The organism is Rhizobium sp. BR 314 (assembly GCF_047445805.1).
Classification (GTDB): domain Bacteria; phylum Pseudomonadota; class Alphaproteobacteria; order Rhizobiales; family Rhizobiaceae; genus Rhizobium; species Rhizobium lusitanum_B.
The window spans coordinates 69,462-83,031 of record NZ_JARWLA010000012.1 but is presented as its reverse complement, the minus strand read 5'-3'; the positions used below and the strand labels follow the sequence as shown (position 1 = coordinate 83,031).

Annotated in this window: 10 protein-coding genes; 5 read left to right on the top strand and 5 right to left on the bottom strand. The window is 57.9% G+C overall.

Annotation, left to right across the window (positions count from 1 at the left end; all coding sequences use genetic code 11):
- Window positions 1-18 precede the first annotated feature (18 nt).
- From QD461_RS17070 to bcsN, 5 genes are read right to left on the bottom strand one after another with little or no spacing between them, the layout of a single operon-like run.
- Window positions 19-2,430: a cellulose synthase gene (locus tag QD461_RS17070; RefSeq protein ID WP_414088795.1), complete on the bottom strand. Its 2,412-nt coding sequence runs from the start codon at window positions 2,428-2,430 to the stop codon at window positions 19-21.
- The gene (locus tag QD461_RS17065) at window positions 2,421-3,470 is read right to left on the bottom strand and encodes a glycosyl hydrolase family 8 (RefSeq protein WP_414088794.1); all 1,050 of its coding nucleotides are present in this window, start codon (window positions 3,468-3,470) and stop codon (window positions 2,421-2,423) included. Before QD461_RS17065 ends, QD461_RS17070 begins: the two co-directional genes overlap by 10 nt.
- Window positions 3,467-5,962: a cellulose biosynthesis cyclic di-GMP-binding regulatory protein BcsB gene (locus QD461_RS17060; RefSeq protein WP_414088793.1), complete on the bottom strand. Its 2,496-nt coding sequence runs from the start codon at window positions 5,960-5,962 to the stop codon at window positions 3,467-3,469. The genes QD461_RS17065 and QD461_RS17060 overlap by 4 nt, the downstream gene beginning before the upstream one ends.
- Complete coding sequence (bcsA, locus tag QD461_RS17055) at window positions 5,962-8,151, bottom strand: UDP-forming cellulose synthase catalytic subunit (protein ID WP_184706952.1); 2,190 nt, start codon at window positions 8,149-8,151, stop codon at window positions 5,962-5,964. The genes QD461_RS17060 and bcsA overlap by 1 nt, the downstream gene beginning before the upstream one ends.
- Window positions 8,152-8,208: 57 nt before the next feature.
- Window positions 8,209-9,204: a cellulose biosynthesis protein BcsN gene (gene bcsN / locus QD461_RS17050; RefSeq protein ID WP_414088792.1), complete on the bottom strand. Its 996-nt coding sequence runs from the start codon at window positions 9,202-9,204 to the stop codon at window positions 8,209-8,211.
- A gap of 435 nt (window positions 9,205-9,639) precedes the next feature.
- Between bcsN and QD461_RS17045 the strand changes: the two genes are divergently transcribed.
- From QD461_RS17045 to rfbC, 5 genes are all read left to right on the top strand, one after another.
- Window positions 9,640-9,834, top strand: a complete 195-nt coding sequence (locus QD461_RS17045; protein ID WP_414088791.1) for a hypothetical protein — start codon at window positions 9,640-9,642, stop codon at window positions 9,832-9,834.
- A gap of 183 nt (window positions 9,835-10,017) precedes the next feature.
- A complete protein-coding gene (rfbB, locus tag QD461_RS17040; RefSeq protein ID WP_414088790.1) occupies window positions 10,018-11,085 on the top strand; it encodes a dTDP-glucose 4,6-dehydratase in 1,068 nt (355 codons plus the stop codon).
- Complete coding sequence (gene rfbD, locus QD461_RS17035; RefSeq protein ID WP_414088789.1) at window positions 11,082-11,978, top strand: dTDP-4-dehydrorhamnose reductase; 897 nt, start codon at window positions 11,082-11,084, stop codon at window positions 11,976-11,978. The genes rfbB and rfbD overlap by 4 nt, the downstream gene beginning before the upstream one ends.
- Window positions 11,979-12,061: 83 nt before the next feature.
- The gene (gene rfbA / locus QD461_RS17030) at window positions 12,062-12,949 is read left to right on the top strand and encodes a glucose-1-phosphate thymidylyltransferase RfbA (RefSeq protein WP_414088788.1); all 888 of its coding nucleotides are present in this window, start codon (window positions 12,062-12,064) and stop codon (window positions 12,947-12,949) included.
- 61 nt (window positions 12,950-13,010) lie between these two features.
- Complete coding sequence (rfbC, locus tag QD461_RS17025; protein WP_414088787.1) at window positions 13,011-13,559, top strand: dTDP-4-dehydrorhamnose 3,5-epimerase; 549 nt, start codon at window positions 13,011-13,013, stop codon at window positions 13,557-13,559.
- Window positions 13,560-13,570: the final 11 nt, after the last annotated feature.

The following is a 13,570-nucleotide window of genomic DNA, read 5'->3' as shown; positions in this document are numbered from 1 at the left end:
ATTGATATCGGAGCATTACTATTCCCCTGGCTGCGGATGCAGAGCCAGCATCAGGTCTCTGAGCCCGCGGCTGCCGTCGCGGTTGCCGGTGGCGGCGACGGCGGTGAAGATGCGTTGGGCATCGTCATACATTTTTAGATTGAGGTAGCTGTAGCCGCGCAACACCATCAGATCGGTGCGCTCCTGCTGGAGTTGTGAGCGTTGATCGAGATAGAGGAGGGCCTCGTGGTAGCGTTTGCCGTTGAAGGCTGCAAGGGCGCGGTCGGCAAGGATGGCGACCTGTAGTTCGGCGGCCCGTTGATGGTTCATCGGCGCCTTTGTCGCGGCGACGGCGGCGTTGTTGGCAAGTCCGGCGCGCAGATAAGCCAAGCTCTGTCCATAGGCAGCCTCTTCGCGCGACTTGGTATCGCTGCTCTCGAGCGCAACGCCAAATGCCTGTACGGCTTCCATTGGCCGGTTGAGGTTCATCAGGCACCAGCCATGCGAGAGTGCATTGGACGGCGATAGAAGCTCGGCATTGATGGTCGTGGTGCACCCGGCTGGTCGGCGGGTCGTGCGAGCGACCACTTTCGAGCGACCAGCAGGCTCGGCATATTCGACCGGGGCCGTGCGGCGAGCCGGCACCACGGGTTGCTGGACGACCTGTGTATTCACATAGGCTTGGTCGACGGGTGCCTGCGGCGCCACCTGAGGAGCAACCAAAGGAGCGCTCTGAGGCAGGGTTTGCGGCACAAGCTGCGGCGCGGCGACTTGCGCGGCTTGGTTCGGCGAGGGCAATGGCGCATAAGCAGGCGTACGCGGAGTCGGTTCACCAAGAGCGGCGATGCGCTGCGACCGGCCGGCCCATAAACGCTGTACCTCGGCGACACCTTGCCGGTCGTTCAGTTGATTGCGGGTGATTGCAAGGCCATAGGCGGAAGGCTCGTCATCGGGCTTCCAGCGCAGGGCCGTCTCGAACCAGCGGGCTGCCGCCTGCGGCTGGCTCATCGAGCGAGCAAACCAGCCGAATTGCTGGGCGGTCGGGACATATTTCTGCTTCACGACTTCGGCGGCGACGCGTCCCAGCACTTCTTCGGTGAGATTGGCGGGCGGCTGCAATGCCATCAGGTTTGCGGTCGCCGCCAGATAGGTCGCCATCGCATCCTTGGACTCACTGCGCCACTTGTACATGACGTCCTCAGCTTCCTGCGGCTTGCGATCGGCAATCAGCACCAGGGCGAAACCCTGCGAGATCGGCGCTGAATCTTCCTTTTCGTGAGCCGCCTTGAACCATTGTTCGGCGTCGGTGTAGTTACTGCGGCGCAGATAGTACCAGCCGAGCAACGCGTCGTCCGAGGCAAGGCCCTGGCTACGGGCCACGCGCTCGACCTGGGAGAGATAGTCCTCCGAGACTGTCAGTTTCGGATCGTCATTGCCCTGAGCTACGAAGCGTCGCGCCAAATCCGTCCGTATGCTGTCGAACTCGCGACCGCCATTGCCATCCGGCCTCTCAAGGGCAAGCAGATCCTGCATCGGCTTGTAAGGCAAGAGGGCAGAGGCCTTCTGGATGGTCGCAAGCCTTTCCTGCGGGTTCGTACAGGTCTTCAGGATGTAGCTGTAGGCGTCCTGTCCACGCGCCGCCCGATCGGTGCTGACGAATGCTTCGGCGACGCGCCAGAGAACATCGATATCGCTGCAGGTGAGGAGGCTCGGGTTTTTCGAGCCGATATCGATGACAGTCGCATATTGCTTGAGATCGGAGGCGTTGATGAGGCGCGTGCGCGCCTCGGCGATCGCGAGACGCTCCAGAAGGTCGCTGGGTGGCTGCCACCCAGTCTCTTCTGCCTGACGGTCGGCCACTGCCTTGCGCACTTCCGCATAGCGGCCCTCGGAATAGAGCTGCCACATGGCTTCCAGCTGTTTGTCGCTATTCTGCGGCACTGCGAGCGGATCGGCAGGCGGCGTCCAATTCGGATAGAGCGTCTGCAAACGCGAAATCTCCGCCTGAAGACGCGCCTTATCGCCCCGACTAGCAAAGTAGCGCAAGGCGCTTTCATCTACCTTCTGTGGGGCTGCGGCGGGCTGACCCTGAGCGGACATCTGTTGCGAAGTTTGTTGCGGTGCGGGCTGCGGGGCGGCCGGCTGTGGCTGCTGCGTGGCCTGTGCGGCTGTATTGGCTCTGGTATCAGTCGTTGACGCAGTACTTGGTACATCAGCAAGCACTGCGGATGGTGCCGCCGCCTGAATATGATCGGCGATTGTCTTCAGGTCGACCGGTTGTCCGGGGGCAACGGCTTTGGTTTCGGCAACGAGCGTCGCCAAGGGTTCCAGCCGGTTTGATCTTGCCAGCTTAATCTTGTCTTCCGGCGTGTCGAGATCCTTCGTGGCGAGGGTGAACCCCGCTACGGCGACGGCCATGAAAGCCATGATCAAGGTGGACTTTATAAACACTCCGGGTGTTTCTCCGTAACGAAAGCCAGGCTCAGCAGTTGCAAAGTGGCCGGGTAATAAAGTGTCGGAGCGAACTGCCGAACCGAAGCGGGCAGTTTCGTCCCGTCTACCACACACGCCACAACATCGTTAACAATTCTATAACCGGGGTCGGGGAGCCGGTCTTTCAGCTTGCCCGACGCCAGATCTATCGTCGCGGGTTCGTCTCCTTCGACGGTCATACCCTGCTGCAGTCGCGTAAGCAGGGATTTGTCTGTAATGCCAGCACGGGCGAGGTAGAGCGGGATCCTCACAGAATTATAGCCGAACTCCGGTTCGAAACCGTCGGCCGGCGCCGGCTTTGCCCGCAGGCTGACCCAATCGGCAGGCAATTTGCGCGGGCCGAACTGCATCGAGCGCAGCAACGAAAGACCGTCGTCCTTCAGCTTTTGCCATCGGCCGGACGGCGCCAGTAGCGCCATCACTGGAATGGCCTCATAGACCCAGTAAGATGGATTGATGATCGGGCCGTCCTTGCGACCGGGTGCCTGATAGCCCTCGACACCGGGAATGAGCAGTGTTCTCCCGCCCGTATCGATCACGACATGCGACAAGAGCGACTTCGCCATCGCTGCAGCCGTCTGCAAATAGTCCTTGTTGTTCCATGCAGATCCGGCAAGCGCCAGGGCATAGGCTATCAGCAGATCGCCATCCGAAGCATTGTTCGTGTCAGTCACATGTGGAGTAACTTCCGGATCCCATTTCCAGACGGCCAGACCATCGTCGCGCAACAGAAGCTCGGTCCGCGTGAAGTACCAGATCTGCTCGAAATCCGCCGGGTTGTTGGCGAGATAGGCGAGCAGCAGGCCGTAGCCCTGGCCTTCGCTGTGGCTGATGCCGCTGTTGCCGTTGTCGAGGATGCGCCCGTTCGCGTCCAGGAATCTCGCCTTGTAGAGGGTCCATGCTTGCGGATCGATTGCGGCGCGTTGTGCTGCGGCCGGTTGGGCGATCGCGAAAACTGCGGCGCAGCACAAAGCGATTATGGAACGGCGGCGTCTCATTCCCGCCTGCCGATCTTGGAGAGGATGTTTGCCGTGGCGATACCGAGAAGCAGCGAGCCGATGACCAGCAGGAAGGCGTAGGAGAGGATATTGCTGGAAAGCCAGTTGGCGGCGATTAGCCTATAGTTGGTCAGCGACCACGGTTCAGGCATGACGAAGTCGAAGCGATTGACCGCGACGGTATCGATCTTTCCGGTCTTGCCGGAATAGACGGTAATATGACCGCTAATCCGTGACCAGTTGAGGAGCGAGGTCATGGCCTCGACACCAGCTCTCAGGTCGGAGGCACTGGGCGCGGCAACGACGGTCCAGGTCCCGTCATTCGTGGGGTTCGCCTCCTGAGCAATCAAAAACGTATTCGTATTCGACGGAGTAAAGATTTGCTCCGAGCCGGGCATGAAACGCAGTGAGCTCAGCGAGATATCGAAATTGCGATGCATCCATCCCTGAAAATTGTCGACCTGTCCCTGCAATAAGCCGCCGCTGATGCGCGAACGCCAGTCTGCGATGGTCACCGATGAATCCGGAGCCGCACCCTGTCCCGGTGTGGGCGGGCGCCATGCCACTTGGCTGGTCGAAGCAATGTTCATTTGCGAGAGGATGGTCGACGGCAATTGTGAAATCGACCCAATGAAGATTGCATTCCGGCTACCGACCGCACTCGATGAGGCTATCGGCTCGACCGCGATGGGATGTCCTGCAACGATTGCCATCTGGCCCAGGAGTGTCGCGGTCGTCGACAGCATGTCTGCGTCGATCCGATCGATGAACAGCGCCGTGGCTTCGCCATCGCGATTGTACGGATAGCCGGTGCCGGCAAGTGCCGCGAGATTGGGCCGCTGCTCGACCCTTGCGAAATCAGGAATACGGAACTGGCTGGTGTCGAACAATGCAAAGCGTGGCGTCGTGCTGGAAGTGGCCGCAGGCGCGCAGGCCGAATCCTCGTCCGCGAGCAGCATGGCTTCGAGCGTCACCGTATTGAGACCGGGTTTGAAGTGCCGCATCGTGATGCGAATGGGCAATTGCCGGAAGATGCCACCACCCGTCGCGGTGATCGGTTTCGTCGTGGCAATATTGCCGTTGACATAGATATCTATGTGGCTGCCCGGCCTTACGTCTTTCGCATAAGCGGCGTCGAGCAGGATCGTGGCCTCACCATAGGCGTTCGCATAGAAATCGGATGGAATTGCGATGTTGAAGCTGGTTTGGAAGCGCCGGCCAGAGAATTCCGCTGTCTTGACGCCGAGCTGTTCGAAGGAAAGGCTGGTTCCAGAGTAGACCAATGGGGCATCAGGCGCGGTCCAGCGTTGCGTCACCAATAGGTCGCGCCGTGTACCCGGGTCTTTCTCAGTCGGCGACACAACCATGTCGATGGCCGAGGAAATGGCTTGCCAGGATGGACCGCTGATGAGCAAGATCTGCTGCCCGCTATGCGGGTCGGCCGCAAATGTCGCCACGGCGCCGGTCTGAGCCGCAGGCGGCACGGCAAACACCGGTTGCAGTTCGGTCGGTGTGCCGACGACGACGGTCATCTTTCCCGGGCCTGAAGGCGGCAGCGTGTCCGTGCTGAACGAGAAGATCTCATTAGGCATTCCAGCAAGCAGCGCCAGACCCTGGGCGAGCCGCAATATCGGCTTTGTGGAGCCTGGCTGTGCCAAAGCCGGCACCACGAGATTGAACTGCGTCTTGCCGCTGGAATCGACGCCGATTGCCCGTATTGCATCCGTCGTTGAAAGCTTTTCCGCTTCGCGTCCGGCGAACGTCAGATAGGTTTTTGCCGGGTCGATATCCGACCAGAGCTCGTAGGTCGACGGAATGTCGCAATCTGTACGATGCCGCTGCGAGGCATCGAAGGTCAGCAGGTTAGCCCCGGGCTGCAGGAGGCCGCGCGGGATGTCGAAGCTGATGTCCGATGGATTGTCGGAAGAGCCGATCGGCTGCTGATGAACGACGCGATCGTTCAGGAGAACCGTGAGCTGCGAAGCTTCCGGAGCGACGACAACCGCATTCTGATAGGAGAAATTGAATTTTACCGGGGCGGCAGCCTGTTCCGGGGTGAGGTAGATCGACCAGGATTTGTGGTCGTTCTCGCCTTCAAGGCGCAGCTTCGAATAGGGAACGACAAAGCGACGGAATGCCGCTGGGGCAGCTACGGCCTTTTCCACTTTCGGCGCTGTCTGCTGTGTCGCTTGCGCGGGTGCTGCAGGTGCTATTGATTGCGGCGCGGCGGTCTGAGGCTGGGGCGTGGCTGCTTGCGGCGCCGCGGCGGCAGGCGGGGTGGCCTGTGGGGCAACAGTTTGCGGCCCTACAGTCGGGGGCGCGGCCGTTTTCGGCGGCACGGCTTGTGGTGTGCTCGTCTGTGGCGCCGGGATCTGCCGCGTGACCGGCGGCTCGCCCTTGGGACGTTCGCCGGACATATCGAATGGCGTCGATTGAGCCTGCGCGACGGTGGTGCCAATCAGGAAGATGAGAGCAGGGAGGACGCGGTTCATCAGCTCTTCGCCTTTGCGTCCTGCCGTTGCGGCGCCCGTTCGCCCCCCACCCCTCGGAAGAGGTAAATCAAGCCGCGGCTGGTCTGATAGAGCGACAAGCCGAGGAACCAGATCGTTCCGCGGATGATGCCAGGGTTGCGCCGCCGCGCCTGCTGGAACTTCGTCCATTGGTTGGAATTGGCAAAAACCAGGTCGGCGATCAGTCGATGATCGGCAGCGCCCTTGGGGGCATACTGGCATCCGATGGCGGTGATGTCTCCCATTGGCTCTATGTTGCGGATGATGATCGACAAAGTGACCATGTCCGCACCACTATAGGGTTGGAAACGAAGGGTGGCTTCGGAGCCGATCTTTATAGGACCGAGATCCTTGTTAAAAACGTTCAATCGGGCGCCATGAACGGAAACGTCCTCGATGGAGGCGGCATTCCATCTGTCACCGGAACCGAATTCGCTGCGGCGATCGACCCGTACACGCCGTGAGGAGGCACGCTCGCCGCGCTCCGAGACGACGCCTAGTGCACACCCTGAAAGGATCAGGTTGATGATGTTCCAGCCACCGACGACAAGTGTCACGTCGGCCTTATACGGCTCGGCGTAGACGCGGTAAATCGTCACCGCGAGAGCAATGATCTGCACGGCAAAGATGACGAAGAACGGGCGACTGATCTCGGAAAGCCGGCTGACCGAGATGGACTCGTCCTTGGCAGTAACCTTGAATGTCGGCTTGCGCGGGTTGAGCATGACCGAGATGACCGCCGGCAGCAAATGCACCGTCTGGACATATTCGTATAGCTCGGAAATCCAGGGCCAGCGAAAGGAGCCATAGAGATAGTTCTGCATCATCAGGTTCACGAGCATGTAGGCAAGAGTATATGCGAGGAACTCGCTGCCGGAGGCTGTGAAAATCTCAAGGTCGAAGAAGAGATAGAAAAGCGGTGCGAACAGGAAGATTACGCGCGGGAAGGGGAAAAGCCAGAACAGCGTTGACGACATGTAGCAGAGACGCTGCGGCAAGCTCAGGCCGCGCTTTAGCAACGGGAAGCGGAAACGCAGGATCTGCATCATGCCTTGCGCCCAGCGGCTGCGCTGGCCGATGAAGCTTGCAAAGGTTGCCGGCTGCAGGCCCGCGATAAGCGGCTTGTCGACATAAATGCTGTTCCAGCCGGCGCCATGGAGCGCGAGTGCTGTTTCGCAGTCTTCCGTGATGCTGATACCGCTGAACCCGTTCTGTGATTCCAGCGCCCTGCGGCTGAGAACTGCGGCTGACCCGCAGAAAAACGCCGCGTTCCACTTGTCCAGGCCACGTTGAATAATGCCGTAGAACATTTCGTTCTCGCTCGGCATGGTATCGAAGGTTCGCAGATTGCGTTCCAGCGGGTCGGGATTGATGAAGAAGTGCGGCGTCTGGACGAGAAAGAGTTTCGGATCGTCCTCGAAATAGCCGACCGTCTCCAAGAGAAAGTCGCGTGCCGGCGCGTGGTCGGCGTCAAAAACGGCGATCAACTCACCGTCGGAGTGTTCGAGGCCATTATTGAGATTGCCAGCCTTGGCATGTTCGTTGCGTTCACGCGTCAGATATTCGACATCCAGGTCGACGCAGAGCCGCTTAAGTTCGTCATGCCGCGCGATGGCGGCCTCTGATTCCAGGACTTTGGTCGAATGCCGTTTTTGGGCGGTGCCGCCATCGTCAAGCAGCCAGACCTTGAGTTTGTCTGCCGGATAATCCATCGCCTTTGCGGAAGCGAGCGTGTTGGCGAGAAGGTTCGTATCCTCGTTGTATGAGGGCACGAAAACGTCCACAGACGGGAAATGCTGCGTCTTCAATGCGCGCGCGGTGCGTGGAGGTAGAGGCGTGGCAACGATGAAGAGGCTGAGCATCAGCATCGCCACGTTGTACATTTCGGCGAGGTAGAGCAGCAGTCCAGGAATGAAATTTTCGGGCTGATTCATAGGCGGAAGCGTATTGGTCGTCCGCCAGTATACGTAACGCAGTACGATAGCCGTGCCGAAGGCGAGCGCGACCAGCCGCCAGGTGCCCTGACGCTTGAGGATCTTAATGATCGCCATGATAGTGACGGCGACAGTGCTGGCGATCAGCTGCGTCTGAAGGTTGACCGGCAATGTGATCAGCACGACCCCGCAAAACGCGATTACGGCCCATATCAAGATGCTGCGTGCTGTCTGCATCGAAGTTCCTTCAAAGGTATTGCCAGGCGCCATCCTGGCGCCCCGAGACTAGCCCGCCTAACGGCGGCATGTCCCGGATATGCCAGCGTCTCCGTTACAGTCCGGTAAAGGCACGATAATATTGCTCACGGTATTCGTCGGTGCTGGCTGCACCAGCATCGACGACGGCCCACCCGCGCCACCTGTCTGAGATGGGTCGCTTTGTCCATCCGGCAATGGCACACGTGGGCCGATTATCGGCGGAAGAGCCGGCTGCACTTGTGGCTGCGGCGGCACCACGGCTGGTCGGCGTACAACCGCCGGGTGACGGAGAGGTTGAGCTGGACGGTTCTGATAGCCGATGGTGATCGGCGGCGTGCGATAGGGGGCCGTGTCGGGGTACACCAGCTCGCCCGGCTTGCCGAGAACGGCCTCGGCGCCGCGCGGCGTGCCCCAGGGTGCCAAAGCAGCGCCATCGAAATGGCCGGCGATCGTGTAGCCGTAGACGGTACTGAGAAGCTGGCGCTCGGTGGCGTGGGCATCACAGAGCCGGACCCTGGTCTGCACCATACCAAAATTGCGCTGGTCGAGCTGCCGCGCGAAACCGGCCTGAATCTGCTGCCAGGCATAGAGGCAGGTATCGCCGGTTCTGCTTTGACCGGAAGCATAGCCGAATGGCCCATAACTATTCTGGACGAGGATCGCCGAGCGGGCGAGGCGCACGCCTGGAATAGCCGAGGCCATTTCGCGGGCGATCGCGCGCTCGTTGATTGTGTTGAAAGGTCGGCTCCCGAGGCCCTGATTCGGCCCCGCTACGCCAAGGAACTGAACCTTGAGGAAATTCTGACCAGAGACAGATGAGGATGTGGCAAGCGAAATCGTCTGATCTACATCCTTCCCATGCCGGCGCTCGACCACATTGACGATCGCCGGGCCACCTGGCGGTGGGAATGCTAGCGCCTTGTCGTTGTCGACCGTTTCCACGCCGATGGACTGCTTTACATGACCAGTCGTCGTGCAGCCGGCTGCGAGGCAGGCCAAAGTAATCAGCGCTATAGTCCTTATAGAATGCATATCTCGGGATCGCGACAATTGTTTATGGTCAGATTCATCGGCAAATTGCGCGCCGGCAGGGGGAATCAAGTCCTTGTATTCACAAGGGCGAATAAAGGTGAATATGGTTAACGCCAGGTTAAAGTCCGCTAGAGATCGCGACGGAAGCGGAATGGTTTAGGGCTGCATCAGGGTTCAAATTTTGCCCACGAGATTTCTCTCTCTTCCTGTCTGAACCGCCCCCAAATTCGATCGGATAATCGGCGTGCTCCTTCTCCGCTAATCTCTAGCCGTCACGCACGATGTCGTCGGAAGGGCGGGCCATCCCATAGGTAACAGTGTTTCTGAATGCAATAATAGAACCCATTGTTCGCGAACACCCTGACCAATGGTATTTCATGGGCAATCTACTATTGTGGACTCAGTAATCGCTGATTGTCATTCGCGCAGGGTAGCTTGAGCAGATTGACTTTGATTGAAATCGAGCGAATTCCGATGCGGCTATGCGGCTATGCGGCTATGCGGCTATGCGGCTATGCGGCTATGCGGCTATGCGGCTATGCGGCTATGCGGCTATGCGGCTATGCGGCTATGCGGCTATGCGGCTATGCGGCTATGCGGCTATGCGGCTATGCGGTGGAGTACAATTAATAGCTGTGTAAGATTGAAGGGCATCGGCATTTGCAGCCCAATCCAGCGTCAACAAACATAACATTGCTTTCAGATCTCACTGCTTTGCTTGCGGCAAAAAACCCTTCGGCTATCGTCTTTTTCGCTATATAGCGACTGTGGCTTCAGTTTTATCCGACGATTTTGGACGGGAGTGGATTTCACATGACGATTTTGGTTTCCGGCGGGGCAGGATTCATCGGAGCGAATTTCGTCCTTAGCTGGCTTGAAAGGCATGACGAAACGGTAGTTAATCTTGATAAGCTCACCTATGCTGGCAACCTGGACACATTGAAGGGATTGAGAGGTGACAATAGACATGTGTTCGTGCACGGCGATATCGGCGACCGTGAACAAGTCAGCGCGCTGATTTCCAAGTCTAGGCCTCGAGCGGTGGTCAATTTCGCCGCCGAGAGTCACGTAGACCGCTCCATTCATGGTCCGGGTGATTTCATCCAAACGAATGTCGTCGGCACGTTCAACCTGCTGGAGGCCGTACGCGGCTATTGGGATGGCCTGCCGGAGGATGAGAAGTCCGCTTTCCGCTTTTTGCATGTCTCGACTGACGAGGTCTATGGTACCTTGTCCAAGGACGATGCTCCTTTCAACGAGCTTAATCGCTACGAGCCGAACAGCCCTTATTCCGCCAGTAAGGCGGCGTCAGATCATTTGGTTCGTGCCTGGTATCACACCTATGGTCTGCCGGTATTGACGACTAATTGCAGCAATAACTACGGCCCTTATCATTTTCCAGAAAAGCTGATCCCGCTGGTGATCCTGAACGCGCTCTCGGGCAAGAACCTTCCTATCTATGGTGATGGGCAGCAGATTCGTGATTGGCTTTATGTAAGGGATCATTGCAGTGCCATTCGGCGAGTGCTGCAGGAAGGCAAGATCGGCGAGACCTATAATGTTGGTGGTTGGAACGAGAAACCGAACCTGGATGTCGTGCATGCAATCTGCGCGATCCTGGACGAGCTCAAGCCGAAGGCCAATGGTGGCCGCTATAGCGATCAGATTGCTTTCGTGAAGGACCGCCCTGGCCATGATCGCCGCTATGCGATCGACGCTGGCAAGCTTGAGCGTGAACTGGGTTGGAAGCCGCAGGAAACATTCGAGACCGGAATTCGAAAGACGATCGAATGGTATCTGGCCAATCAGGATTGGGTTCGCAACGTCACCAGCGGCGACTATCGCGACTGGGTCGGCAAACAATATGAGGCTCAGTCGTGAGCGCCATTCTAGTTACCGGCGCAAATGGACAGGTCGGGTATGAGTTGCAGCGGTCACTTGCACCATTGGGTGGAGTTGTCGCTCTGACGCGCAAGGAAATGGATTTGGCCAATGAAGCAAGCGTCCTTGCAGCCCTTCGTGAGCACGAGCCGAGTATTATTATCAATCCTGCTGCGTATACTGCTGTTGATCGGGCTGAAAGCGATGTCGAGCTAGCGATGGCTGTCAATGCCATCGCACCTGGGATTTTGGCGCGCTGGGCCGCCGACAACGGCGCCTTGCTCGTCCATTACTCGACTGACTACGTTTTTGACGGCACGAAGAACGCTCCTTATGTGGAGGGGGATGAAGCCAATCCGCAGTCTGTCTACGGCGAAAGTAAGTGGCGCGGTGAGGAGGCAGTCCGTACCTCCGGCGTGTGTCATGTCATTCTGCGAACCGGTTGGGTTTATGGTCATCACGGCAGCAACTTCCTGACGACAATCCTCAGGCTGGCCCAGGAGCGAAGCGAGCTGAATGTTGTGGCTGATCAGTTGGGTGCGCCGACGTCGGCAGCGCTAATAGCCGACATCACGCGGACGATCGTCGAACGCGTTTCGGATTTGCAGACAACAGATGGTCTCCAAGAGACCTTTCATCTAACCGCTCGCGGCAATACGTCATGGCATGGCTATGCCGAGCACATTGTTCGTGAAGCGTCGGCAGGAGGTTTCAAACTTGCTCTTTCACCCGATAAGCTCAAGCCTGTATCGACCGCGGAATATCCCACTCCTGCGAAACGGCCAGCCAATTCGAAGCTGGATTGCACAAAGCTTATGAACCGCTTAGGCATTACTCTTCCTGCGTGGCAAGAGGGGGTTGACCATGTCGTGGCAACTCTGCGGTCGACATGAGTGGAATGCTGTAGAACCATGTGTGGCCTTGGTCACTAGGGCAACGGACAAGCATAAATGGAAAGAAGACGAGACGCACAACGATGACAAAAGCACGCAAAGGAATCATACTTGCCGGTGGCTCGGGAACACGTCTCTATCCAGTAACGCTCGCGGTTAGTAAACAGCTACTGCCAATCTACGACAAGCCGATGATCTACTATCCGCTAACGACCTTGATGTTGGCGGGCATTCGCGAGATCCTTATCATCTCTACGCCGCAGGATACGCCCCGTTTCGTACAGTTGCTCGGCGATGGCAGCCAATGGGGTATCAAGCTCGACTACGCGGTCCAGCAAAGTCCGGATGGCCTGGCACAGGCCTTTTTGATTGGCGAGGCGTTTCTAGATGGGGCGCCATCCGCCCTGGTCCTCGGCGACAACATTTTCTATGGCCACGATTTTACTCGTCTGCTCCATGATGCGAGCAGTAAGCAGGCCGGAGCGACAGTATTCGCCTATCACGTACAAGATCCGCATCGATACGGTGTCGTCGAGTTCGATCGTCAGGGGCAAGCGGTCAGCCTTGAGGAAAAGCCGAGTGTGCCGAAGAGCAACTATGCGGTAACAGGACTATATTTCTACGATGCCACAGTCGTTGATGTTGCAAGATCTATCCGCCCTTCGCAGCGTGGTGAGCTAGAGATAACCGACGTCAATACGCACTATTTGGAAGCTGGTCAGTTAGACGTTAAGACGATGGGGCGAGGCTATGCATGGCTTGATACCGGCACGCACGAGTCGATGCTGGAGGCGAGCCAGTACATCGCCACCATCGAGAATCGGCAAGGCTTGAAGGTTGCTTGCCCCGAAGAGATTTCTTATCGTAGCGGCTGGATTAGTGCATCTGAGGTTGAGGAGTTGGCGCATCCGCTCAAGAGGAACGCCTATGGGCAATATCTTCTTGGGATCCTACGTGAGAAAGTATTCTAACTCTATACCGCGGTGCTGTGAGCTGCTGGTGTCTCTCACGCGAACTTTGAGCAAGAAGTAGATGAAAGCTATCGATACCGCCATTCCGGATGTTAAGCTCATCGAGCCAGCGGTTTTTTCCGACGATCGCGGCTTCTTCTTTGAAAGTTTTAGCAAAGCGAAATTTGATACGGCGATTGGTAGGTGCGTCGATTTTGTGCAGGACAACCATAGTCGATCGGGAAGAGGCGTCCTGCGTGGTCTCCACTACCAACTGCCGCCGCATGCCCAAGCCAAGCTCGTGCGTGTCGTGGTTGGCGAGGTTTATGATGTCGCAGTTGACATCCGCAAATCTTCACCGACGTTCGGACAGTGGGTCGGCGTCCTTCTCTCCGCGGAAAACAAACGCCAGCTTTGGATCCCGGAAGGGTTTGCGCACGGTTTTCTGACATTGAGCGATGATGTCGAGTTCCTCTACAAGACCACTAACTATTACTCTCCCGAGAGTGATCGTGGCATTCGTTGGAGCGACCCGCAGATCGCGATCGACTGGGGCGCTAGCGGTGCCCTCACTCTTTCTCCAAAGGATCAGCGACAACCATTATTAGCAGATGCAGAGACCTTCGCATAAACCGATCTAAG

Coding starts and splice junctions, on each gene's coding strand:
- QD461_RS17065 (WP_414088794.1), bottom strand. CDS start 3,470: ATGAGACGCCGCCGTTCCATAATCGCTTTGTGCTGCGCCGCAGTTTTC.
- rfbA (WP_414088788.1), top strand. CDS start 12,062: ATGACAAAAGCACGCAAAGGAATCATACTTGCCGGTGGCTCGGGAACA.
- bcsA (WP_184706952.1), bottom strand. CDS start 8,151: ATGCAGACAGCACGCAGCATCTTGATATGGGCCGTAATCGCGTTTTGC.
- QD461_RS17060 (WP_414088793.1), bottom strand. CDS start 5,962: ATGAACCGCGTCCTCCCTGCTCTCATCTTCCTGATTGGCACCACCGTC.
- rfbB (WP_414088790.1), top strand. CDS start 10,018: ATGACGATTTTGGTTTCCGGCGGGGCAGGATTCATCGGAGCGAATTTC.
- bcsN (WP_414088792.1), bottom strand. CDS start 9,204: ATGCATTCTATAAGGACTATAGCGCTGATTACTTTGGCCTGCCTCGCA.
- rfbC (WP_414088787.1), top strand. CDS start 13,011: ATGAAAGCTATCGATACCGCCATTCCGGATGTTAAGCTCATCGAGCCA.